Genomic DNA, 23,644 nt, shown 5'->3' with positions numbered 1-23,644 from the left:
CCATGCCCTTTATAGATCGAGTTCCGTCTCAAGATTAAATCCTAACCCATGTTTATGAAGAATGCTTGGGACAGCTTCCGGTGATTTATTTTCTTTTTGCTCATCACAGAAAGCGCGAATTGCTGTTAACTCATCTTTTAGCTTGCTCAGATCAATATCGGCTCGATCGATGTCTGGGGATAGCTGTACAGGTTTGTTTGGTTTTTTGGTGAGTTTTTTACAAAGTTCGATAGCTTTTGCAATAAGCTCAAATTCGCTCTCGCTCTCGGTCTCGCTGTTGTAGGTATCCATGACGGCTTTAATGGCTTTGTCGGCTATATCTTCTGGTGCGTCGAAGCTCATTAGGGTGGATTTTAATTTAGATGGGATTTCGATATTTTTTTCATATTGTTCTTGAGCTTTGTTGATGTCTACGTCCGGTTCAAATTTTTTTGATACTTCATCTAAACGGAACTTTCTGAAATCTATGTCTTTCTTTTTTTGTAACTCTTTCTTGTTGCCACTAATGATTGCATCAATATATTCCCTGTTGATCTGGAAGGACTGCTTGGCTGTTTTTGAAATTAAAGCCTGGGTTGTTTTTATGGGCTTTGGAGATTTACTATTACTTTTGTTTGCAGCCCTCTCAGCCTGACCCTCAAGTAAGTTGATGTGCTGCTGAAGGAAAATAAACAGATAAATTGTATATTGAGTTATGCCTCCGGTTTCGTGATAAAAAGTGTCGGTTATCGATGACACTTTAGAATTTTTGTTTGCTGAACTGACGGCTTTTTCTTGCGCATCAAATTCTTCAATGCTTACAGGATGTTTTCCTATTTGATAACGCTTAAATAAAAACCTAATCAACGCTTTATACTCAGGAGGTGCTTTTTGGTTTTCTGGCTGAAAGGGTTCAAAGTAGGTGTCACCATATTTTGTAAGTTTTGACTTGAAGGAGAAGGATAGTTTGTTGAAAGCAGCAATAACCTCCAGAGTGCCAATGAGACAAATAGGTATGCCAATCTCATCACTCAGTTCAACTAAAAAATCCGCCAGTTGTTGCTTTAACTCGCTGTGAGCTAAAAACTGTATTTCATCTATGACCAATATTCCAAGGTGAATATCTTTAATCATCTGTTTTACGCGGTTGATGTAGACTTTTACATCCAGCTCAGTTCTGTAGCCCAGGCTCCTTTTAAATCTATCGGCATAATGAGTACCAAGAAGTGAATCTACAGCCGCTAATATATTGTTGCAAAGACTGATTGGCCCACCCGTTGATGGGCAGATGACCTTTAACCATGTGACTTGGATGACATATTCCGAGTCTGGGTTGGCTGCATTGCCGCATCGATAAGCGGATGAGCCATCATTCCATTCGCAGGATATGGGGCTGTCTTTAGCGGTTTCCTGTGAAGGGTTTGATGGGGTAATGTTCTCTTTTGATTCAGATAGTTTGGTTTTAGTTGTGCTATCAGCTTGGGAGGGAGGATCTAAATGTATAATGATTTGGGGAAAATAAGACAGACTAAAGTTTGTTGAAAAAGTTTTACCCTGACTACTTATTCCATAGACAGTTAAGCCACCTCGTGAATTTTGGATTTCACCATCGTGCACTTTATCTGTGTAGCTATCTCTAATAGCGGTACTAATTGATCGAAAGACCTCAAGGCTTTTATTCGTAACTCTGAATAGTTTTGAGATTGATTGTATTCTGACATGCTTTTCATCGTAGTTTAGTGATTTAACACTCTCATCAAAAGGATCAGGAAAAAAATTTGCATACCGTATAAAGTCGTCATTAGATAGAACTGGCGGAAGGGCCTGAGCAAAAATTGAGGTGCTGTAGGGGCTTATTTTTCTGTAATCTGTATATTGAGCTATCAGTGCTTTTTTTCCAGATTTTGAGAATTTGAAAAATATAGGTGGGGCTATTTTTCCAGATTTTACAGCATTGAAGAAAACTCGCTGGTCATCCTCTCTTCTGTCGGTGTGGTTGTTATCACTACTCATCGTCATTCTCCATTTCATCATCGATTTCACCGATGAGGTCAGAAAAATCTATGTCGTCATCAGAATACTGGTCATCGATTTTATCTTGTTGCTCAGTCTCATCTACCGATTGATAAGCTTTTTTAACCTCAGTCGCATCTTCTTTGTCATGTAGTTCTTTGATCTGTTTTTTTCTTTCATTCGCGCCAGCAAGAAATTCATTATTAGACATGTTTGCAGTAAGTTGGTCTGTTCTTTTTTTAGCAGCTTCTAGTCTTTGCTTTCGGCGTTCATTGATTTCAAATTTTATTTCTTGATAATTTTCATTAGCCACTATTTTGGTTTTCCTGTACTCATTTTTAATGTCATTGTACTCATACCATGACAGGCCTTTGATTGAGTTTTTGTCACTAATATCTATCCCTTCAGGTAGGTCGCTTTGTACTTGAAAATTGCAACTATCCAAGAGATTGCACACAACAGGATCATCATAACCATCTAAAGGCATATAGATTTGATCAACTATTTGTTCATGTTCAAGAATATTTAACTTGTTGTTTAATGCCGCTTTTCTGTATTGTGTGGTTTTGGATGAAGACAGGAAGAGATCAACGTCATCCATTTCGGGTAAATAAAATAAGCCATTGTATTTTATTCCTTGAAGCGTTTTTGTAGCTACTCCTGGCTTCAGTAGGTTTCGTAATATTTTGTCTCTGCTAAAGGATTTTATTGAGCCTCCGACTTTTGCTATTCCATGATTAAACAGCTCAACGGGAGCGGTTGAAATACCGGATTCTAGTATTGAAGTATTAAGCAGTTTTGGGTTGTCAATTGGTTTATAATTATGTTCAAAGATTGCGTCTGCTACCTCTATATTCATTTCATCGAAAAACCTAACAGCTTCTAATCGTACATCAGGGTCTCCATATTTCTTTTTTGGGTAGTTGCCGTAGGAAGGGTCATATATTTTGTTCCATCTTTGAAGTATGTCAAACCGTTTTTCTATAGTGCCTTTCCATTTTGGTTTTTTAGCTGGTGTTTGAATTATTTGTACACCAAATGTTTTTTGGAAGTGCGTGGGTATATTTTTTCTCAATTCAGCTTGATCGATAATTAATCCTTTAGGAATTCCTTGTATGGTGAATATGTCATTTTTATTACATTTGGATGGCTTTACATATCCAATTCTATTTAGTAATTCGGATTTGTCAGTCGCCATGTTTACAAGAGTTCTTAAAGCATTAGCTCCGGATGGTCTTCCTAAACATAAATTCCAAGCGATAATAAATCTAGAATAAACATCAATGATTAAATATAGTGTTGGCTGTCCTATGAGATTATATGGATAGAAATGAGAAACAATGTAGTAATCTAATACTGTTGCGTCTATTTCAAACAAATGACCAGGGTAGAGGGCTATCTGGGAGCCCGTTTTAGGTGATCTTTCCAAGTCATAAGTCCGTGCACTTATACGATTTTTTTCCCTCTGTTCTAGTGAATAGTGCTTGTAATAATAACCTTCAAATTGTCGTTGTGAAAGAGGTCCTTTTTTAAGTGTCTCAATATCTTTCTTTGAAATTGATAAAGCTTTATGTTGAGATGATTCGAATTTTTCGGGGTTGGAGTAATAAATTGATCGCTTTATTGCTTCGTATGTTTCTTCAATAGTGTTTTTATTCTTTATTAATTCATCTCTAATAAATTGCTCAAAAATAAGGTGGTCGATTTTTTCAGGCGCGCGTCCTATTGTCCTACATGGATCTTCCTTATAGGGTGGGCCGCGTCTTCTTCCTGGGTTTTCAAGATCGGGTGGAGTTGTTCCACAATTCTTATAATCATCGATAAGAGCCGACTCGCATTTTCCTCTTTTCCAGTAGAGTTTCAGGTATTTTAAAAAGTATTTGAGCTCGCACTTACATGTTATTCCATTTTCATCATTGTAGAATATGTATTGTGATGTATATTCTTTATCATTTTTTGAAATTCTTCTTTCTTTTTCTATAATCGTTGATCTGAAATTGCTATAAAAGATATTTGGTTCATTATGTACATGTTTTTGTATTTTTAGCCATCTCTGGTTAATTATATTTTTTTTCTTGAGCTTAAGGTTGGCTGTTTCAGTTGAGTCTGTTTTGCGAATTGTTAAGTCTACTGTTTCATCGAAAGGGTCTTTTTCTGTATATACAGAATAGTAACTGCTTTCAAGCTTTTGGTTGAATTCACTATATGATATTGCGAACGGAAGGCTATTGTTGAAGATGTGAATCAAAATTACGACTTCTTTTTCATCATCAAAAAAGAGTATTCGGTAAATTGTTTTGTCTTTAAGTTCAATCTTTGACTCTTGTTTTTGGTTTTTGATGATCAGGCAAGACTCAAAAATCAGATGTGTGGATTGATTCATGATAGGAATGATTTTTGAAGGAAGGATGAGTGAGTTAACGGTCCAACGGAAACTTTGCTTAGTTCTACATCTATTTTTCTCGTTCCAATCATATAGTAAAAAGCTCTTAAGGAATCACCCGGAGGAATGTCCAGTTTATGGTCTATGCTTTCGCAGATTAAATCTATCCTACTGCAAGTGGCGATTATTTCAGAAGCTATGTGTTTCTCAATTACGCTGAGATTTGGAATCATTTCGTCGATGAGTTTTTGTTTATCATAAAATGAACCTGAAAACTCAAGATTTCTAGAGACTTCTTTAGAAAATGAGTTATCTGTTATGATACAAAACCTAACACCCTTAAGCTGCCAGTATACATATTCAATAATCAGTTTTTGAAGGTTGCGTGATGATTTTAAGTCTTTAGCAGGCTTTATATATACGGCCAACTGTTTTTTATTACCTTCATTATCAAGATAATCAACTAATAAGTCAGTTGTCATCCAGTTGGCAATCTTTTCCTTGGTGTTGTAGTCGGTTACAGACGGGTGGCCTATCTTAAGTTTTTCAGCGATGGATAAGGTAACTTCTCTATCAAGTGGGAACTGCTCGCGGATGTCAAATACGTTTTTGGAAAGATCAAAAAATCTGAACACTTTGTATTCAAGGTCAGACATCAAATGGATGAGCCTGCCTAATACAGTAACACTTGGAACACTGCGTTTCCGGTTACCTTTGCCGGATGATGGAACTTCATTAATGTTTAAGCCTCGTATGTAACTTGCACCTGAGCCTGTCCCACGCAGCTCTTTTTCTAGCCATTTTACAAATAGCTTCTCTGATCTGGAATAAGGGGAGTGTTTTATATTCTTTGAAGGCATAATTGAGGATACTGTCTGGCACTTACATACCAGACAGTATAGGTCAAAAATTAAGCCTGATTGCCAACTTAAATGTCGGAATTGCCTACAAATTGTGCTAATTTCCAACTAATTTGTGCTAATTGCCAACTTAATTGTGTATCAGTCAAGGCTCTGTTGATCAAGCATAATTAGCCTGAGCAAACTCCCAGTTTACCAGCGCCCAGAAAGCCTTCAGATAATCAGGGCGAACATTACGGTAATCAATATAGTAGGCATGTTCCCACAGATCACAGGTTAACAGAGGCTTCTGGTCTGTGGTCAGAGGGGTGGCGGCGTTACTGGTGTTTACGATTTCAACAGAACCATCAGCATTTTTTACCAGCCAGGTCCAGGAAGAGCCAAAGTTGTTAACGGCCATATCAGTGAATTTGGCAACAAACTCATCAAAGGAACCAAAGGCTTTGTTAATGGCTTCAGCCAGTTCACCGGCTGGTTGACCACCACCATTAGGGCTCATGCAGTTCCAGTAGAAGGTGTGATTCCAGGTTTGTGCTGCGTTATTGAAGATGCCGCCTTCTGAAGTCTTGATGATCTCTTCAAGGGTCTTGCTTTCCAGTTCGGTACCTTCAACCAGGCCATTGAGTTTCACAACGTAGGTGTTGTGATGCTTGCCATAGTGATAGTCCAGAGTTTCCTCGGAGATATGAGGAACCAGAGCATCACGGGCGTATGGCAGTGCAGGCAATTCAAAAGCCATGTTAATCTCTCCACGTGGTTTTGTATAAAAAAGAATCAATTTTTGATCTGGTGTTTCGCAGAAGCGATATTACCATTAGTATTCATACGAATCCATATAGGTAATTGGTTGTTTTTATAAGAAAAGCCTTTCATTCCACAATATTGAAAACAGTGTTTATTTTGAGCTGTGTCTCTTGGGACTGAAGAACCTTTCTTCTAAAATGGCGTGATTGATTCTGGATGGATAACCCATGAGAGATGATGACAAGAAAATAAAGGCTGTTCCTGAATTATCCATTTCGGCAGATGAGCGCCCGGAGCGCCGTCAGTCAAAAGGGACTGCCAGAAAGCCCACAGCGGCAGAAGCACAGAAGGCACAAGCGCCAAAGGCGGCAAAGAAAGCGGGCAACGGTATGACCTGGTTTTTGCTGGTACTGGTAGCCGCTTTGGGAGGCGCTGGTGGCTGGCAGTTTTATGAGATGCAGCAGGTGCTTGAGGATACCCGTTCTCAGTTGCAAAATGCCAAGGATAACCTGAGTCAGGTGACAGGGGAGGTTTCTGCAACGGGAGAAACCCTGAACCAGAGCGATTCTTCTATTCGCTCTGAGTTAAAGGAAGTGAATTCCGAGATCCGCAAGCTCTGGGATGTGTCCAACAAGCGTAACCGGCAGTGGATTCTGATTAATAAGGATAATGTGGTGAAAGCCACCAAAAAGGCAGATGCCGCAGCGTCTGAGGCAGACAAGGCTAACAAAGCCATTGCCGGTCTGAGTAAGGAACTGAAGGATGCCAGCCAGAGTCTGAAGGCTATGAGTTCCGAACAGGTGGCTGCACAATCTGAAGTCACGATCAATCTTCAGGCCATGCGCAGGCAACTGGAAGAGTTGCAGTCGCAACTGGCACAGCAGAAAAAGCAGAATGCCGAGCTGGAACAGCGTATCAGGGATCAGTCTGATGCCGTGAAATCAATGGACAACTTCCGTCAGCAGGTTAATCGTCAGATTCATCAGCTGGAAGGAACGGTTCGTGAATTTACCCAGCCACCTGAGCAGGGTTTGGGGTTGGAATAGGTATTGATTCTGGCGGGTTTCTGACGCTTCTCTACAGAACTTTCGTCCATGAACTTTGCGCAGTCCAGGGTGAAAGGTCTATCTAAGATTAAAATACGATCAAAAGGATAGATGTAGGTAAGTAATGTCCAGAATGTATCGTTCGGTTATACGGCTGACTCCTGTTTTGCTGTCACTGGTTTTAACAGGATGTTCCTGGTTGAACTGGTTTAGCGAAGACAAGTCTGACAGTCATCGCAGAGACGGCGGGGTTGAAATCAGACAGGGTTGGGATTACAGCCGTGAGTGGCAGGTATCCGGGCTGCCTGACTCAGTCTCAGACCTCTTTACAGGCCCTGTGCAGCTGAGGGGACAGTGTCAAATGTCCCCCGGAATGCTGCAGACATTGAGTGACCGAAGTCAGAAAGGGCTGCTCCTGCCATTACTAAAAGTGGGTCAACAACACACGCTGGCTCCGGATGTCGAAGCCAGTGTGCCTCTCTATAAATCCCTTGAGAATCATCTGAAGCTGGAATCGGCTGGCATCAGTCTGGCGTTTTTCCAGACACTGCTGGCCAGTGTGGAACACGCATGCCCTGAGAATGCAACCCGGAAGATTGATGGCTGTGTGCTAAAAGGCTGGCTCAGTGTGGGCGGGTTGTTCAGCAGTGACAATCTTTACGACTGGGGGCGTATAGAGCAGTGGATGAAGTCACATGATTCAGTAGGGTATCTGCTGATGTCAACCTCTGACCTGTACAACGCTCCGGCCATGCTCCATACACGTTACTCCCCCTATGGTCGGGTGCTGACGAAAGCGGACGAATCGGCTCGTATAAAGGCCGTTAAACCTTATGTCGGGGTTTTGCGGCTGGACTGGGTTTCAAACGATTTTGTCAGTAAAAAGCAATTCAAAAGCCGTGGTTTCTGTCGCCTGGGTTGGGAGGAAGCCGGGAAAAGACTTTCTACCGCACAAAAGCAGGATGTTCAGGAAGCCCTGATGCCAGAATTCAGGCAATTCATGGATAAGGCTCTGCAGAACCTGCCGATAAGCAGGTAATGCCCTGAGCCTTTTGGTCCGCAGACATGGATGTCGATCGCTCCTCCAGACCCTTGAAACCTTTCCGCCCGGGCCATTCTGTGGATCGCCCGGGCGTTGTTCGTCATGGACCCTGGTCATTCAGCCCGGAGCGAGCCCTTCCCGGTGCTCGTGATGAAGTACCCGATGTTTCGCTGCGGGAACGGCGAAGGATGCAGCCTCCCCAGCGCCTCGGGGATGAACTTAATGCGATGATCAATCAGCTGAGCGTTGAGGCTGGTCATCTGGTTTCCTGCAAAAACCTTATCAGGGATGAACAGGATGTTGAGCGGGTGTTGCAGAGAACCACGCCCCTGTTGGAATTTATTCCAGAACTGGGAGCCCGGATACACGCCTATTCCATACAGCTGGCTACGGGGAATGCCCCGGCGCTTGAGGCAGAATGGGATGGACGGGGGAGAATAGGGGTTGAAGCGGACCTAAGTCGACTACAGACAAGCATTCAGGATCTGAACAGGGCAGTGTCTGGCCTTAAAGTGTCTGACCGTAGAGTGTCTATGCAGGAGGTCAATCGTTTGCTGCAGGCAGTGTTCGACGACTGTCAGGTCTTTCGTGACAGTGCAAGGCAATTTTTGGATGGTGTTAACGAAGCCTGCCGTCTGGGCTCCCGGCCATTGAATGGCCACAATGTCTCAACAGCCAATGAGCGGCTGGAACCGGATGTTGCCCGGGAGAGAACGGAAAGACGGGCTCGTGCAGAAAATAAATTGACACAATGTCTGCAGGGTCCATCACAGCTTATTCACTGTGTTGGCCAGAATCTGGGCTGGTTGTGCCATGGTGCTTATCGGCTGGGGTGTTATGGTGTGGGTAAGCTTGAAAGGCTGCTTGATTTTGTTTTTGATCCCGTGGGTGGCAATGGTGAAGCGGATGCCGCGCCTGAGGCTGAAGATGTCAGGCAGGATGTCAGTGTTGAGGAGATGTTTGGAGCGCCATTGCGGGCTGAAGCTCATCCTGAAATTCAGGGTTTCAAGCCAATACTGGGTAATAGACGACGACTGGAAAGATTACCTGAACGTCATCAACCGCCGGCTCCCATCGAAACTGAGGTTATCCCGGAAGAACCTGGTTTAGTACCTTTACGATCAGCCCCCCGGGGTCGCCGTACAGCGTTTAACCGGGAGAAAGGCCCACTCCGGCGCTTTTGTGCCGGAGCACAGCGGGCCGCTGTGGGCTGCCCTGCGCCTCCGTCATCAATCCTTCCAACGAAACTTAACGGCAGCCAGCTATTGCTGGGAAAGATAACCTCCCTGTTTGAACAGCCGACACCTGACCTGAAAGACTTTGTCACAAGAGAATTTTCAGACCTTGAGTCGTTACATGCTTTCCAGTTCCTTCACTTACAGGGTTTAGCGGCAACCCTCAGGGCTGGTCAGTTTGAGCAGCTAACACGGGCTCTGAAGGTTCAGAAAGAGCGGCTGGTTAATATTGCTGCCCATAAAGCCATTAAGGATGCCAGATCATTTGAGCACCTTTTTGCAGGAAAGGTCGTACCTGAAGAGTTTGACCCACGGCAAGGCATCGACCTGAATCGGTATATTGCCAGGATAGAACAGCATTTACAGGCAGAAGAGAGGCGTATGGATGCGTCGCTTCATGACGCCCATCAGCGCTATCAACTGTCTGAAGGCAAGGACCTTCAGGCTTTATTGCTGATGCGACAGTTTCAGATTCGCAAGGATGAAGTGGCAAGAAATTCAGCAAAAGAGGAAATCTGTCAATCGTTGCTGTTTTATGCCGGTGACCAGCTGGATGCCGGGAGTGTTGCCGTACAGGCCGAAGCGATAGAAGAGCGTTTAACCCGGCTTTATTCAAGGCTGGATGTCAGTCATGAACTGCTACCGGTTGACCGGGAAATTAACTTTCATAGCAGCACGCTGGATCAGTTGTCGCGTCATTTACACAAGCTGGAAAGAATAGGGAGTATTGATTCGAAAAATCCGGCATTTGACCGTCTTGCGCAAGCCCGGGCAACCCTTGAGAAGACAGTGGAAGGCATGTGGGCAGAGTATGAGGGTATTGTTCATGGAGATACGAGGGCTTGCAGGCAGAGAATTCTTCAGATTGTTGAAGATCAGCTGGACAGGTTCGCGGAGCTTGGCATTGAAGGAGCGGGGCAAAGTGACGATCTCCGGACCATCCGTTTCCTGTTAAAGGAAGGCTGGTTTAATTATTCGTGGTGTCAGCTGCACGCTGCTATTAATGAAGCGGGTCCCTGGTTGAAAAAACTGCTCTACAGGGAAATCGGTACTGTAAAATCCCAGGCATTGAATCATGCTGTTGAGATGCAAAACTTTTTCAGACGAACTTATGCGGCATTCCGGTGTACGAACGATGGTGAAATGCTGATCGCCCTTAAAGACACGCTGGATTACTTGAAAGACTCAAAACCTGCTTTTTATCAACACTTTATTCAGCATTACCCGGAGCTTCAGCCGCATAATATAGCCCGCATGAATGTCGGTGTATTAAGGAGCAAAGTCAGAGCCATTGCGGAAAAAGAGCAAGGCAACTGCGAACAGCGGCTGTTGTCTTATAAAGTGCCGGAAGCCAGCCTGATGGCTATGGTTGTGTCATTTCTTGAACACTCTGCCCGGGCGGGGCTCAGGCATCAGCCCAATCTTGAAAACTGGACTGCTGAGTATCAGATCCCTTTGATCCATAACTGTCTGGACAGGCTCTGCGAGGAGAGGAAGGATTCGGGTCAGCTGAAATTTCCATTTTTAATTGAATTGCAGAGGGCAGATATACAGCCAGCTGAAACTTTGAATATTGACAACCTGTGCAGTCAGGCAAAGCAGGCACTGAACAGGACGTCGTTGTCTGAAGGTGAATATCGCCAGCTATCGGCACTATATGCTCACCTGCTTGAAGAAGTACACAGACGCAGCGAAGGTGATGTGTTTCTGATTGACGGCTTGTATATATAGCGAACGCTAATTCTAAATTTGCTTGTTATTTTAAATTTATCTCTTGAGTTAAAAACCACCGTTAACTCCCTTGCTAGCCTCAATAGTTAGAGAACAAGCTATCTCACTCATAATGCAGTCTTTTTATGAGTATTAGCTATTGCAGTAAGCAGTGCTTATTGCAGAGGTTGATCTTATCCATCAGTTGTACCTTCCTGCTATCAAGATAGAAGTGCTTATTCCAATTTTTTTCTTACGAAGTTAACAGGGCGAGTTGTAACGGAATATGGATTTCCCTCCCCCAAGAAGTGATGGCACGCAGCACAGCACAGGCGCTCGTCACCCGGTCCATGTAGACTGGGGAGATGACAAGCGCCCGAATGTCAGACCGGTAGAGCCTGCCCGGTATCTTCCGAAGCCAGCTCATAGCCGGTCATCTTCGATGGAAGGTTCTCTCCTGGATATGAGTGAACGATCTGTTGAGGCTCTGAAAAGTGTTACCCCTGTTCTTTCTCCGCCCCTGACTCCGCCTGATAAGCACTACGGTAATCCTGCTTTAAAGCTGTCTGCACCATTTTCGCGTTCTTCCGGAGCAGAAAGCACGGTTATGGGCGTCACTGAATATGAGGTTCAGCGTGCCAGTGCCGCTAATCTTGAACAAATGCAGGCACGGGTCATTCGTTTGCATCAAGCGCTCAATTTTCCCCTGCCTCCACCCCTGGAAAATCTGGATGTGCGATCCCTCACAACAGAATCCCTTACAAGAGAAACAATTCCTCTGGGAAGTGTTCAGCTGACCGTTGCGAGGGCTAAGGTGATGAGGGAAGTCATCGAGCAGCGTGAAACTGCAAAAAATGAACAGCTGGAGAGAAACAAGACAGACGATGGCTTCTATCGAGCAATTATTCTCAGTGCGGAACTGGAAGAACTCAGGGAAGATCTCGAAGCTGTCACTGAATATTATTGTCGGAGAAGTTATATACCGGAAGGCTATATACCCTGCAAAGCACCTTTTGTCATACCGGGCAGTCCAGAAAATGAAACAGATTCAGGTTATTTCTCTGGAGAAGAAGTGTTCGAGGCACCGGTTGAAGGTAAGCTTTTTGCCGCCCCTCAGCCCCAGTACGCTGGTTTCACAGAAGGCAAAGAGGTTCAGAGAGGTAAACTCATGCCTGGCGAGCAGTACCCTGACTCTGGGGTGCAACCGGGCCAACCCTCAACGTCTCCCCTTCTTTCGCATGAAGACGAACTTCAGGAACAGCTGGAGGAAAGCCAGCAGGCTATTGAACAGCTGAAGGCCGAAGTGGAGCAGCTCAACAGTCATCTTGAAGAAGCACAGAGTCACGCTGAGCACAATGAGCAAACCATTCAGTTTTTAAACCAGGAACTGGAATCTAAGACTCAGTTGCTGAGTGACCGGGAAGCAGGGCTTGAGACTTTAAAGGATCAGTGGGAACGGCTGAAAACCAGCAATGACCAGTTAACGGATGAGAACGCCAGCCTTCTGGAGCAGCAACAGCACCAACAGGCGTTGATTGAAAAATTACAACTGGGTGAAGCCCGGATGAGAAATGCTTTGGCTGAGACGCAGGCCGCCAAAGGTAAACTTGAGGAAACAATAGGGGGACTGGAAAGGGAGATTGCCAGCCAGAAAGACCAGGTTCTGCAAAAGAGTTCTGCGCTGGAGCAGGAACAACAACGTTCCCGTCAGGCAGCGGCTGAGGCGGCAACACGCTTTCAGGAAGTGCATGATTTGCTGGAGGAGTCTGCCAGAAGTAACGATGAGCTGAAATCGCAACTGGAACAGTTAACGCTTGCAGAGTCACACCTCAAAGATCAGCTGGCTGAGATGGAACAACAGCTGGAGCAGGCTAAAAGTGCATCGGAAGCACAGTTGTTAGCTGCTGCTGAAGAGTTTGAGGCGAAACATCAAAAGACAAAAGACGAACTGCGAAAAGCAGAAGAGAATCTTAAAACACTGAGGAAAAACAGTGACCAGGCTGTTGAGGAACTGGTTGATGCGCTAGCGGAAGTCCATTCAAAGCTGGAAACGAAGAACCAGCAAATAAGTGCGTTAACAAAAGCAGCAGAAGCCAGCAAAACGCTGGAAGCCTCATTAAATACTCAGCTTGAGGAACTCAACAGCACACTGCAAAGCGTGGAGAAAGATAAAACCTCACTGGAAAGCAAAATTGAAGAGCTGGAACAGAGTGTTGCAGAGAAAGAACAACAACTGAGTCTTCAGCAGTCAGAGGCAGCAAAGGCCTCGAAACAGGCTCTGGATGAACAGCGGCAGTTAACCGAAGAGCTGGAAAGTACAAAACAGTTGAGTGATAAACTGCGCAACCAGATAGAAGCGAAAAACGAGCAGATAAGTGCGTTAACAGAAGCGGCAGAAGCCAGCAAAACGCTGGAAGCCTCATTAAATACTCAGCTTGAGGAACTCAACAGCACACTGCAAAGCGTGGAGAAAGATAAAACCTCACTGGAAAGCAAAATTGAAGAGCTGGAACAGAGTGTTGCAGAGAAAGAACAACAACTGAGTCTTCAGCAGTCAGAAGCAGCAAAGGCCTCGAAACAGGCTCTGGATGAACAGCGGCAGTTAACCGAAGAGCTGGAAAGTACAAAACAGTTGAGTGATAAACTGCGCAACCAGATAGAAGCGAAAAACGAGCAGATAAGTGCGTTAACAGAAGCGGCAGAAGCCAGCAAAACGCAGGAAGCCTCATTAAATACTCAGCTTGAGGAACTCAACAGCACACTGCAAAGCGTGGAGAAAGATAAAACCTCACTGGAAAGCAAAATTGAAGAACTTGAACAGAGTGTTGCAGAGAAAGAACAACAACTGAGTCTTCAGCAGTCAGAGGCAGAAAATGTCTTGAAACGGACTCTGGATGAACAACAGCAATTAACCGAAGAGCTGGAAAGTACAAAACAGTTAAGTGATGAACTGAACAACCAGCTGAAAGCCTATAAAGAGATTGAGGCAACGCTTAAAGCTGAAGCCAGTCAGGCTAAAGAGGCTCTTGCTGAGAGAGAAAGACAGGAAAGTATAGAGGTCCAGCATTTAAAGTCAGAACTTGAAAAAAATCAGGAAAAACTGAATCGGGAACAACTGGAAGTTATCCGGTTAAGAGCAGCCAGGCAGGCGATTGCCAATGCTCAACAGCAGACTGATGAAGACATTGAAGCGGTGCAGGCTGAAAGTAAACGGCTTATCGAGGAAGCGAATGAAAAGATTACCAGCCTTGAGCAGCAGCTTTCAGAAAAAAATAACAAAATCGAGGACTGGAAGCGTCAGTTTGATGAAGCAGTGGCTGAACATGAAAGCCAGCTGAACGCCTACCGTGATCAAATTACATCCTTACAATCTCTTACCTCAGAAACGGAACAGAAAAATAATCTTTCTGAAACTGAGAATAAATTATTACAACGTCAATTATCTGATCTTCAAGCCGGTGAGGCGTTATTAAAAGATCAGTTAAGTGAATGGCAGACAAAACACCAGGAGCTGGAAAAACAGCACAACCTTCTTAATGCTGCGGAATTAGAAAATCAGTCTGCACTGGCTTCAAGTCAGGAAGCGCAGGCTGATGCTGAAACGCGGGCTTCCGCAAGAGAAAACGAGTTGCAGAAGCTGAAGTCGGACTATCAACAGCTAATTGATGACTCTGAAACAAAACAGAAACAGCATGATCAGGTATTGAGTGAGGCATTAGAAGGAAGTCAGTTACTTGCGCAGAAGCTTAAAGACAGTGAAGAAGAGACCGCTGGCTGGAAGGCAAAAGCTGAACAGTCTCAGGAAGCGCTGAACCAGAAACTGTCAGAGATTGAAACCGCCAGTAAACAACGGGAAACAGCTGAAGAAAAAGCAAGGGCATTGCAGGATCAGGTAACGTCCTCTCAGCAAACGATCAGCGAGCTTCAGGAAGCGCTCAACACCGTTCGGGGAGAGGCTGAGAAAGCAGGGCAGCAATTGTCCAGCCAGGCTGAAGCTGACCAGAAAGCTCAGACCGAACTGGCTGGTTTAAAAGATAAGGAAACCAGACTTGAAAGAGAACTGGATGAACTTAGAAGTAAAGAGACGCAATACCTGCAACAGCTAACGGATGCTGAAAAAGCACAGACAACGATCAGTGACGAGGTGAAGTCTCTTGAGCAGGCGCTTAAAGAGCAACAGGAACAGCATAGCGTTGTTATCAGCCAGAAAGAGTCGGAGTTTGATCAGCAGAGGCTGAATCTTGAGAAAGAGCTTGCAGTAAAAGATAAGGCATTAACAGAGTCTGAATCGCATCGCCATGCTGTTGAGGAAGAGAAGCAGGCGACAGAATCCAAACTGAACAATCTGGTAGAAGAACAAAAAGTCTGGAACCAGCAGCGCAGTGAATTTGAAGCACAGATTCGAGCGCTTCAGGACAAATTAAGGAGTCAGGAGGAGACCTCCGGTAAAGAGCGCCTGGCTTTTGTCGCTGAACAGGAAAAACTGCAGGGACAGCTTCAGACAGAAACGGAACGCCTGACAGATCAACAGACAGCATTTGAAAAACTGCAAAGCCAGCTGGAAGAGTCACAGGCATTGCTGAGCGATACTCAAAAGGCTCACCAGGAAGCACAGGGACGTGCGGATGATTTCCAGACAAAGCTTGAAGAAGAACAAGCCAGAAATCAGCAGGCACTTAGCCGGGAACAAACACTTTCTGATGAGCTGGAACGCCTGCAGACAGCCAGGGCAGAACTGGAGCAGAAAAAGTCTGAGGTTGAGCAGAAAAGAGATGAATGCCTTACAGAGCTTGGTGACAAAACAGAGCAGATCCAGAAGCTGGAAGTTCAGCTCAGGGAGCGTGAATTAGAGATAGCAACACTCAATGACGGAGATGAAGGTGTAAAAGTCCTTTCAGAGAAAGTGACCCGACTTCAGGAGGATGTTAAAACCATTACGGCAGATCGTGATCTGCAGGCTGATGCTGTCAAAGATACTCTGCAACAAAAGCAAAAAGCAGAGCTGGAACTGGAACAGCTCAGGGTGCAGGGAAATGAGCTGGAGCTGAAAAATCAACACGCCATCAGAGAGGCTGAGGAACAGCTGAAGCAGCGAGAGCAAAGGGTTAATACGCTTGATGAAGCGCTGAATAAGCTGACGCTGGAAAAAGCGAAAGCTGACAGCCTGATTAAATCGGCTGAATCAGATTTGCAAAGTGTTAATCACGAGCTGGAACAGCAGCGTATTCTCAATACACAGTTGAAAGGTCAGGCTGAAGGGTTCAGGAGCGAAAAAGAAGACCAACTTAAAGAAGTTGGAAAGCTTAAACTGGCTCAAAGCGAATTAACCAGCGAAAAGCTGAGTCTGGAACGCCGGATTTCTGATTTGACGGAAAAATCTGAAGCACTGGCCGCTCTGCAAATTGACTATCAGGACGTTAAAAATCAGCTAAACGAAAGCAATAAAAAGCTGATTGAAGAAGAGACCGGCTTTGGTAATGAAAAGCGTCGCTGGGATAGCGAACGCAGCTTGCTTAATAAAGAGCTGAGCGATCTCAAAAATAAATCAGCAACCGCTGAAAAAAGAATAGAATTTTTATCCACGCAGATTGATGAATCCAAGAAAGATCACAAGGCTCTAAAACAAGCCCACACGCAGGCTGTAGATGATCTTGATAAATTAAGGCCGGAAAACGAACGATTAAAGAATGAGGAAGAGCGCCTCAGGGGCGAGCTGGATAATCTACAGAAAAAAAGCTCAGAAGATTACGGGACACTTCAAAAGGCACATGCTCAGGTATCCACTGAGCTGACCAACAGGACTAATGATCTTGAACGGAAAACCCAGGTCGTAGAACGGCTGGAAGAAGATCTGAAAGGTTCATCCAATAAAGTTGCTCTGCTTGAATCCAGACTGGAAAAAGAGTTGAGCGCTGCCCTGCAGAGAGCAGAAACCGCCGAAGCCCGGATATTGTCAACAGGCGATGATCTGACCGCAAAGCAGCAGGATCTGGCATTAGTAAGAGAAGAAAAAAGCATTGTCGAGAGTCAGTTGCAGGCAGCCAGAGAACAGGCTGAAAGCTTGCAGCAACAACTGAACGAGAAGCAGGAACAACTGGGGCATGAACATACAGAACTTTCAGAGACTTTGATTAAACTGAAGAACACTGAAGCCCGTGTTAAGTCACTGGAAGATAGCCATCATAAGCTGGAGGAACAAGAGCGTCAGACCAGTGAGCAGCTTGGCGTTACAGAAGTAAAAATTGGGGAACTGGAAAAACAGGTTGCGCTGGAAAAAGAGCTTGCTGAAACGGCACGTCTGGACAGGGATGAGGCGTTCCAGAAAAGAGATGAAGCCATTAATGAACAACAGGCGCTTTTACGATTCAGCCACCTGAAAAAACCTCTGGTTCAGGAAAGTGATTCCGATGATTTCAGTAGTACAGACTCTGGTTATTCCCTTGACTCTGGCAGCATGGGGGATGCTGTTGAACCGCTTGGTATTAAACAACTGGTTCAGGAACTTAAGAGCTTTAAGGTCAACGACTCCGGTTATGTAATACCTGAAGGGGATGAAGATCAGATAGGAGTAGCATTATCCAGGGCAGCCGCTGCACTTGAGGAAGAAATAGAAAAAATAGAAAAGAACAGCAAGGTTTATCAATATAAGCCCGACGAACCTCCCAGCCAGTCCGAAAAACGGAAGCAAATTATTCAGGCACTGAAGGTGTGCCATGACAAGGTTCAAAGTGTAAGAGATAAATACAAAACAGACGAACAAGAGTCCGGTTCCCGAAAAGCCGTACAAAAATATCTGGCCAGGATTGATGTCAACACGGCAGTGTTTGAGGCAGAGCAGAAATCTTTTGAAAGTGGAAAGGCACGCATCAGGGAGCATAGTTTTGATGAAAAGACCAGGCCTTTTGAAAGCCTGGTTCAGACGAATTCCGACAATCCTCATGATCTGGTGACCCGGGTTCTGGTTAAATTGCGCCATCTGCAACAGCATTCATCCAGATCTCCCATTCAGGGGGAGCTGGATGGCTACACAGCAGCATTTCTGGCGACATCGGCCTGTTCAACACTGCAGCGCCAGTTTCAGGAGAAAGTTAAGACTCTGGAAGGGCAGGGTGATTCTGCGTTAAAAAGCCTGTTAGCTTACAAGGAGGCTTTACAACGGATTTTGCCCGGACGGTTGCCTCTGGAACTGGCAAACGCTGTTTCTCCGAATGCCCGCCATTACATGGAAAAACAGATTGCCGGTGCCGTGGCTGCTATTGAGAACGCTGCTGAAGGCGATCGCACAGAAAGTACGGCTGACTTTGCTTCCACTGATTCAGAAGATCCCAGAGGTGAGTCTGGCAAGCGGCAGGCCTTGTCGCTGTTGGATAATCCAGTCTTTGCCCGCGATGTCCTGTCGTTTCTGACCAGTGTGCGTAAAGAACATCAGGGTATTGATAAGCCCTGGTACAACTACACGGCGGCATCCAGCGCCTGGCTCAGGGATATGCGACAGAAGCATGGTCTGATTGATATGCCGACCTTCAGCGAGTTGTACGAAGCATGCCTGTTTGATCTGGAGTCCAGAAATGCCTCAAGGCTGGTCACTGCCAAAGTCACGTCGAATGAAGGTGATTTTTCCAGTAATAAGCAGGGTACTAAACGACAAAAGCTGATTAATCAGGTCAAAGGCTGTCAGGATGAGGAGAAAAAACTGGAAGGCACTGCTGAAGCGTTTCGTGGGCAGTCCCATAATGACAGTCAACTGGTCGTCCATCCTCATAGACAGGTTCTGGACTGCTTCAAAAAGGGTACGGGGCAAAAGTTGCTGGATAGTACAGCGGTCTCCAGAGTAAGCGGCAGTTACCGTATTACTGACCTCGGGCAAAATACTAACGCACTCTTTAATACCTTTTTTGATGGCGCCGGAACAGCCAGTGTTAAGCAGAGTATCGTCACTGGCACCCGCTATATGCAGTTGCAGAGTAACAAGTGCATTCCTCCTCTGGTCTTTGAGGAAAAACGCGATAAAGGGCAGCTTGCTCAATGGAAAGTAGCTATGGGTGGAGCTGTCTGGACGGTTGACCCCACGCTTTTACTGGATCACCCGGAGCTGGAAGTGCCTTTTGAAAACCGTTCAGGAAAGCCCTCGGTACAAAGAGACTGGATTCCCGTTCGGGATGACCAGGGTAATACCGGCATTTTGCTGCTGCAAAAGACCAGGAGCAACCCGCAATACTTCCTCTATGAAGTGGATACTTCCGGCCAGCTGGTACCCCGGACTATCAGTGATAAGCCGGTTGAAGAGCTGCAACAGGCTCGCTTTTTATCAAAGGTCGTATCACTCAAACCGAACAATGAATCGAATTCGGTGGGTAAAAAGCAGCTTCTGGTTCAGGCGATCCTGGGCAGCAGGCGCAAATGGCTGCCAGTTAACTGTGAAGCTCAGGCGCACCAGCTGTATCTGGACTCTGCTGTTGATCATCCTGTGAAGGCACCGATCGATACGGTGGATGCTTCTGATGATCTCCAGTTCTACACTGTGTCGCTTAATCCGTTAAGAAATATCATCAAAACCAAACGTGAAGAGCAGCATAAAAGTGCCACGACTCTTGCAGAGTACAACCCTGAACACTATGCCTCCTTCAATGTCGATGCGACCTTCAATGTTGCTGGAGATGCTTTTATCAACACCTGTCAGGAGCATCTGAAACACGATAGCGACCCGGTGTTAGGGGAGCAGGCAGCAGAACAGGCCAGGTTCCGTAAGGAAGTCTTCAAACCCCTGTATGTGTTTGAAGGGTGTGAGCTTAAGCCTCAGTATATTCCTGCCTCCATGGATGGAGAACCGCCTGAAGGTTCTCCCGCCTTTGTTTCACGACGACTGGACCGTGTGATGACAGTGAATCGGGAACACTGCACTCGTCTGGTCGAACAGATGGCGGTTTTACGGCAGCAAATTGTTCAGCAGGTGGCCAGTGCTGATCAGGAGAAATTCAGCCGTTATTCGGAACGACAGATTCTGAATCAGGTGATGGCTGATTTTGAGCGTGGCCGGTTACCCGCTCACTGTAAGGATGGTGAGTTTATTAATCTTGTTGCCAATCTTATGCTGGCTGAGAACGATCTTGCCCAGACTCAGAAGATTATTTCCCGACAGGAAAGCATAAAGCGTGACCTGCAACAGCTGGCAGCGGATGCGCCCATGATGATTGATGAGAAAGGGGGAGATCGAGCCGCCTATGCTAACCGGTGCAGGAAGATAAATCTGAGCATGGCTGATTGCGCGACTGCGCAGGAGAATATTCACCGGTCGCTGGAAAACTATGCTGATGCCCCTTTAACGACGGACAGGCTGGCAAAGCTGTCCTTTGAGCGACGAGCCCGCACCGTTTTGAGGGAGAACCAGATTGAAGAGGTGAATGCAGCATTGCAGCAGCTAACGGAATGCATGGCAGATGATGCCAGTGACAAGTCGATGTCGAGGGTATCCCATAAGGGAACAGGTTGGGGTAAGTCGACCATTCTCAAGATCCTTACAGCCCATGCTGCCGAACTGGCAGAGGGACAAAAAGATTGCAGCGTGGTGGTCTGCGCTCCGGTCACTAACCAGGCAGAGCTGGATATTGACTTGTCACGCTTTTATGCCGCCAAAGGAAAGGTTTATCGCAGGTTGGATCTTGAAAAGGATTTTGTAAAACCGGGACAGGCGTGGTGGACAGAAGAAGCGGTTAGAAAAATAGAAAATATCGTGCTGGGTGTTGCTCCGGAAGTGCCTGAAAACCAGCGTCAGGCAGTGCTTCAGCAGGAGGGGCAGGCACCTGTCGGGATATCCGTAAAAGATGTCCAGATTTTGAAGCATCTGTTAAATGCACTCGAGTCGAAAGGCGACCTTCAGCCCTCGGAAAAGAGAGTTGTCGATCGACTTCACTCTATTTTTGGAATACTGGCTAAATCTCCCACCTTTATTGACGAATGGGTCAGTCTGGTTGTGCCATACAGAACCGGAGATCCGCAGAATGTACTGGATGCCACCCGGCGGGCGATCAGTGCATTGCCCGACTACCAGCCGACCATGGACGATATCATCCGTAGTCACGATGAATACGTTATGAGTTGTAGCCGCAGACATCTGTTGTGTGCAACCCCGGGTACTAATTACGCCCAGGCGGTCGTAGCAAAAGCAGACAGGGCGGAAGACATTAAAGAGCTGGCTCATACCGATCCTTTTACCACTCAGCAGCGATTTAATTTCTGGATGAGTAAGGCTGAACCCATTTTTGTCACGGACCCGGCCACCGCCAATCGTCCCGAGTTGCTCAGGCAGGTTGTGAACAAGGTAGGCACCGACCGGTCAGTACTGGTTTTTGATGGTACCGAGTCCGGCGATAAGACGGTTGAGAAAGCCAAAGCGTTTTATCAAGACCTGAAAAACGCCAGAAAGGAGTATGCTCCGACGCAGGCGCAAAAAGTCAGGGGAATGGTGTTTTACAACAAACAGAAGGAGATGCAGCAATACCTGGAGGATGACCCGCGTTATGGTCAGGAGTCCGGAGCGACAGTACTGCCTGAAGAAGAAGCCTTAATGCGACAGGAGGGCGGCACAGGCATTGATGTGTACTTTACGCAGGAGCAATCCGAAGGAACGGATGCTCCGCAGAAAGGCCCGGATGGCGAGGATGAGGGTTCGGTTGGCGTCTGCCTGGGGGTGGTTGAGCAGGGCAAAGAGGGCAGGGCCGATGCCGTCGCTCAGCAGTTGGGTCGTTTAATGCGGCGCTCGACACCAAGAAACCTTCAGAAGCTGTTTGTGGTGGTGGATATGAAAGCTGTGGCAGACATCTGTTCAGACTCTCCGCAAAAAAAGAAGCTGCAGGCTCTGTCCTCAGAATTGGAAACAGCAAAGGCGAAAATAAATGAGCACGCCGGGGCTAATCAGGAGAACCTGAGCAGCACACAGAGAAAACTGGTTAATCAGCCGCTGGAGGTTGAGGATGATATTAAGGCTGAAAAGCAGATCAGAAAGACTCATAAAGACAAGCCAGGCCTTATAAAATCGGCACTGGATGCACGACTGGAGAACCAGATGCAGGAGCAATTACAGCATTTAAAGACGGTCGAATGGTCCCAGTCCGGTATTCTCGGTGAATTTGCTGAAGACCTTGCTCACCTGAAAAAACTGGAATGGAAGGCAAAGAAAGCCTGGGTGGAGCTGGCTTTTGTGGAAATGGCGAAACGTGAGCAAAACGAAGACACCCGGCATTACGAAACATTGCTGGAACAGGCACAGGTACGCAGCCATGTGAGCGGGCAGCTGGAAAAAGAGCATCAGTGGCTTCAGCAGGGTTGTGCTGGTGTTTGTCAGAATCTGACTTTCAGTGAAGGTGTTAACAAAAAGCTTGGCAGTGAACTGAAGCAGAGTATGGTGCTTCAGTCATTCCGGGAGACGACTGAAGCGTTGATGCAGCAGAGCCCAAGACGTGTCGCTAAGAAGCAGATAGATAAATCAGAAGTAAAAGATATTGTTACGCCTGACTTTGTTAAACAGCAGATTGAGCGGTGCGCTAATGAAATTTCAATCAGCGGGCTTGAACAGGTGGTGACAGACCCTTTAAAAACGGTACGGAGAGATTTGTATGAAAAGGCGATTCAGGCCAGAGAAGTTCTGGTCCAGAGAGTCAGTGAGCTTGAGGCGCATATACTCGAGGCAGACAAGTCGGTTGCGACTGACAAAAAGGCTTCAGGATCGTATATCCGAAACTTGAAAGGTCTGACAAAAATACGTGAACAGGCGGAAAAAGAAATTACTGATTTCCGTTCAGTACTGGATAAGCAAAGCCAGCCCACTGATCGCCTGGATGATCTGGCCATCGAGTTAAAGACCGGTATGACAAAACGTCATGTACAAATGATGGATGCGCTGACCAATGTGTCTTTTACAACCCATATTAATCAGTCGTTAAGAGACTCTATTCTGGAAAACATAAAAGACTCATGCGCTAAATTTGTGACTAATTCAAGTCACAAGTTAAGTTTTTACTCAACCAGCCTTGAAATAGAAAAAAAGAAAGCACTGGCTCAACAAGAAACCAGGAAAAAATCGCAGAGTAAAGAGAAAGGAATAGATGCCACAGCCGTTCAGACAGAATTTACTGGCGTTCATCTTATTATCTGGAGAAAAACGTCTGGTAGTAAAGTAAGAGTAGATGCTTCTCAAAACGACTATGCATTTTCGAATATGCTGTTTGGCGACTCTATGGCGCAGGGTGACAAGTCGCCAAGAGCGAGACCTTCCTCACGGGGAGGTCGGCCGCTAAAATCCGCGAATCTCACTCGGCAATCGAAAGTCAAATTTTTCAGCACTCCGGACTTGAGAGAGAGACCAGACCCGGAAAAAGAGGTGGATAAGCTGATTAATACCGCCAGAAGCCTGAAACAGGAACAGAAAGAAAAAGAAGCCATAAGAGATTTTTGTGCCAACCCGGGTAGCCTGGTTTTCAAGCAATGTCTGGATGAATGGAAAGAGCAGGCTCTGAATGAAATGAACGCTTTTTACAGGGATCGTCAGGAAGAGTCAGAAGCCAAAGTGGATTTCATGACGCGACAGGCGAACATGATGCAACAGTTTACCGTTAAGACGCAGTAAAGGAGTGAGC

Annotated in this window: 8 protein-coding genes; 4 read left to right on the top strand and 4 right to left on the bottom strand. The window is 45.9% G+C overall.

Translation table 11 applies throughout. The features are described 5' to 3' along the window. Positions 1 to 9 precede the first annotated feature (9 nt). The 4 genes from V5J35_RS04440 to sodB all read right to left on the bottom strand — a co-directional run bounded on the left by V5J35_RS04440 (position 10) and on the right by sodB (position 5,974). Positions 10 to 1,992 carry an ATP-binding protein gene (locus V5J35_RS04440; RefSeq protein WP_354010096.1) on the bottom strand — a complete coding sequence of 661 codons (1,983 nt, stop codon included), beginning with the start codon at positions 1,990 to 1,992 and terminating at the stop codon, positions 10 to 12. After that, a complete protein-coding gene (locus tag V5J35_RS04435) occupies positions 1,985 to 4,375 on the bottom strand; it encodes a hypothetical protein (protein WP_354010095.1) in 2,391 nt (796 codons plus the stop codon). The genes V5J35_RS04440 and V5J35_RS04435 overlap by 8 nt, the downstream gene beginning before the upstream one ends. Then, the gene (locus V5J35_RS04430; RefSeq protein ID WP_354010094.1) at positions 4,372 to 5,235 is read right to left on the bottom strand and encodes a TnsA endonuclease N-terminal domain-containing protein; all 864 of its coding nucleotides are present in this window, start codon (positions 5,233 to 5,235) and stop codon (positions 4,372 to 4,374) included. Before V5J35_RS04430 ends, V5J35_RS04435 begins: the two co-directional genes overlap by 4 nt. A 160-nt stretch (positions 5,236 to 5,395) precedes the next feature. Further along, positions 5,396 to 5,974, bottom strand: coding sequence for a superoxide dismutase [Fe] (sodB, locus tag V5J35_RS04425; protein WP_354010093.1), 579 nt, complete (start codon positions 5,972 to 5,974; stop codon positions 5,396 to 5,398). A gap of 232 nt (positions 5,975 to 6,206) precedes the next feature. Between sodB and V5J35_RS04420 the strand changes: the two genes are divergently transcribed. The 4 genes from V5J35_RS04420 (at position 6,207) to V5J35_RS04405 (ending at position 23,634) form a co-directional block, all read left to right on the top strand. Next, positions 6,207 to 7,025: a hypothetical protein gene (locus tag V5J35_RS04420; RefSeq protein WP_354010092.1), complete on the top strand. Its 819-nt coding sequence runs from the start codon at positions 6,207 to 6,209 to the stop codon at positions 7,023 to 7,025. A 199-nt stretch (positions 7,026 to 7,224) separates the two neighbouring features. Further along, entirely contained in the window at positions 7,225 to 8,064 is an 840-nt protein-coding gene (locus V5J35_RS04415) for a hypothetical protein (RefSeq protein ID WP_354010091.1), read from the top strand. Between the two features lie 26 nt (positions 8,065 to 8,090). Then, complete coding sequence (locus tag V5J35_RS04410; RefSeq protein WP_354010090.1) at positions 8,091 to 11,033, top strand: hypothetical protein; 2,943 nt, start codon at positions 8,091 to 8,093, stop codon at positions 11,031 to 11,033. Between the two features lie 265 nt (positions 11,034 to 11,298). Continuing rightward, positions 11,299 to 23,634 carry a coiled-coil domain-containing protein gene (locus V5J35_RS04405; protein ID WP_354010089.1) on the top strand — a complete coding sequence of 4,112 codons (12,336 nt, stop codon included), beginning with the start codon at positions 11,299 to 11,301 and terminating at the stop codon, positions 23,632 to 23,634. The last annotated feature ends 10 nt before the right edge of the window (positions 23,635 to 23,644 follow it).

Source organism: Endozoicomonas sp. NE40 (assembly GCF_040549045.1).
GTDB classification, from domain to species: Bacteria; Pseudomonadota; Gammaproteobacteria; order Pseudomonadales; family Endozoicomonadaceae; genus Endozoicomonas_A; species Endozoicomonas_A lisbonensis.
Note: the sequence above shows the minus strand (reverse complement) of the source record. Positions and strands in the feature narration are given on the sequence as shown.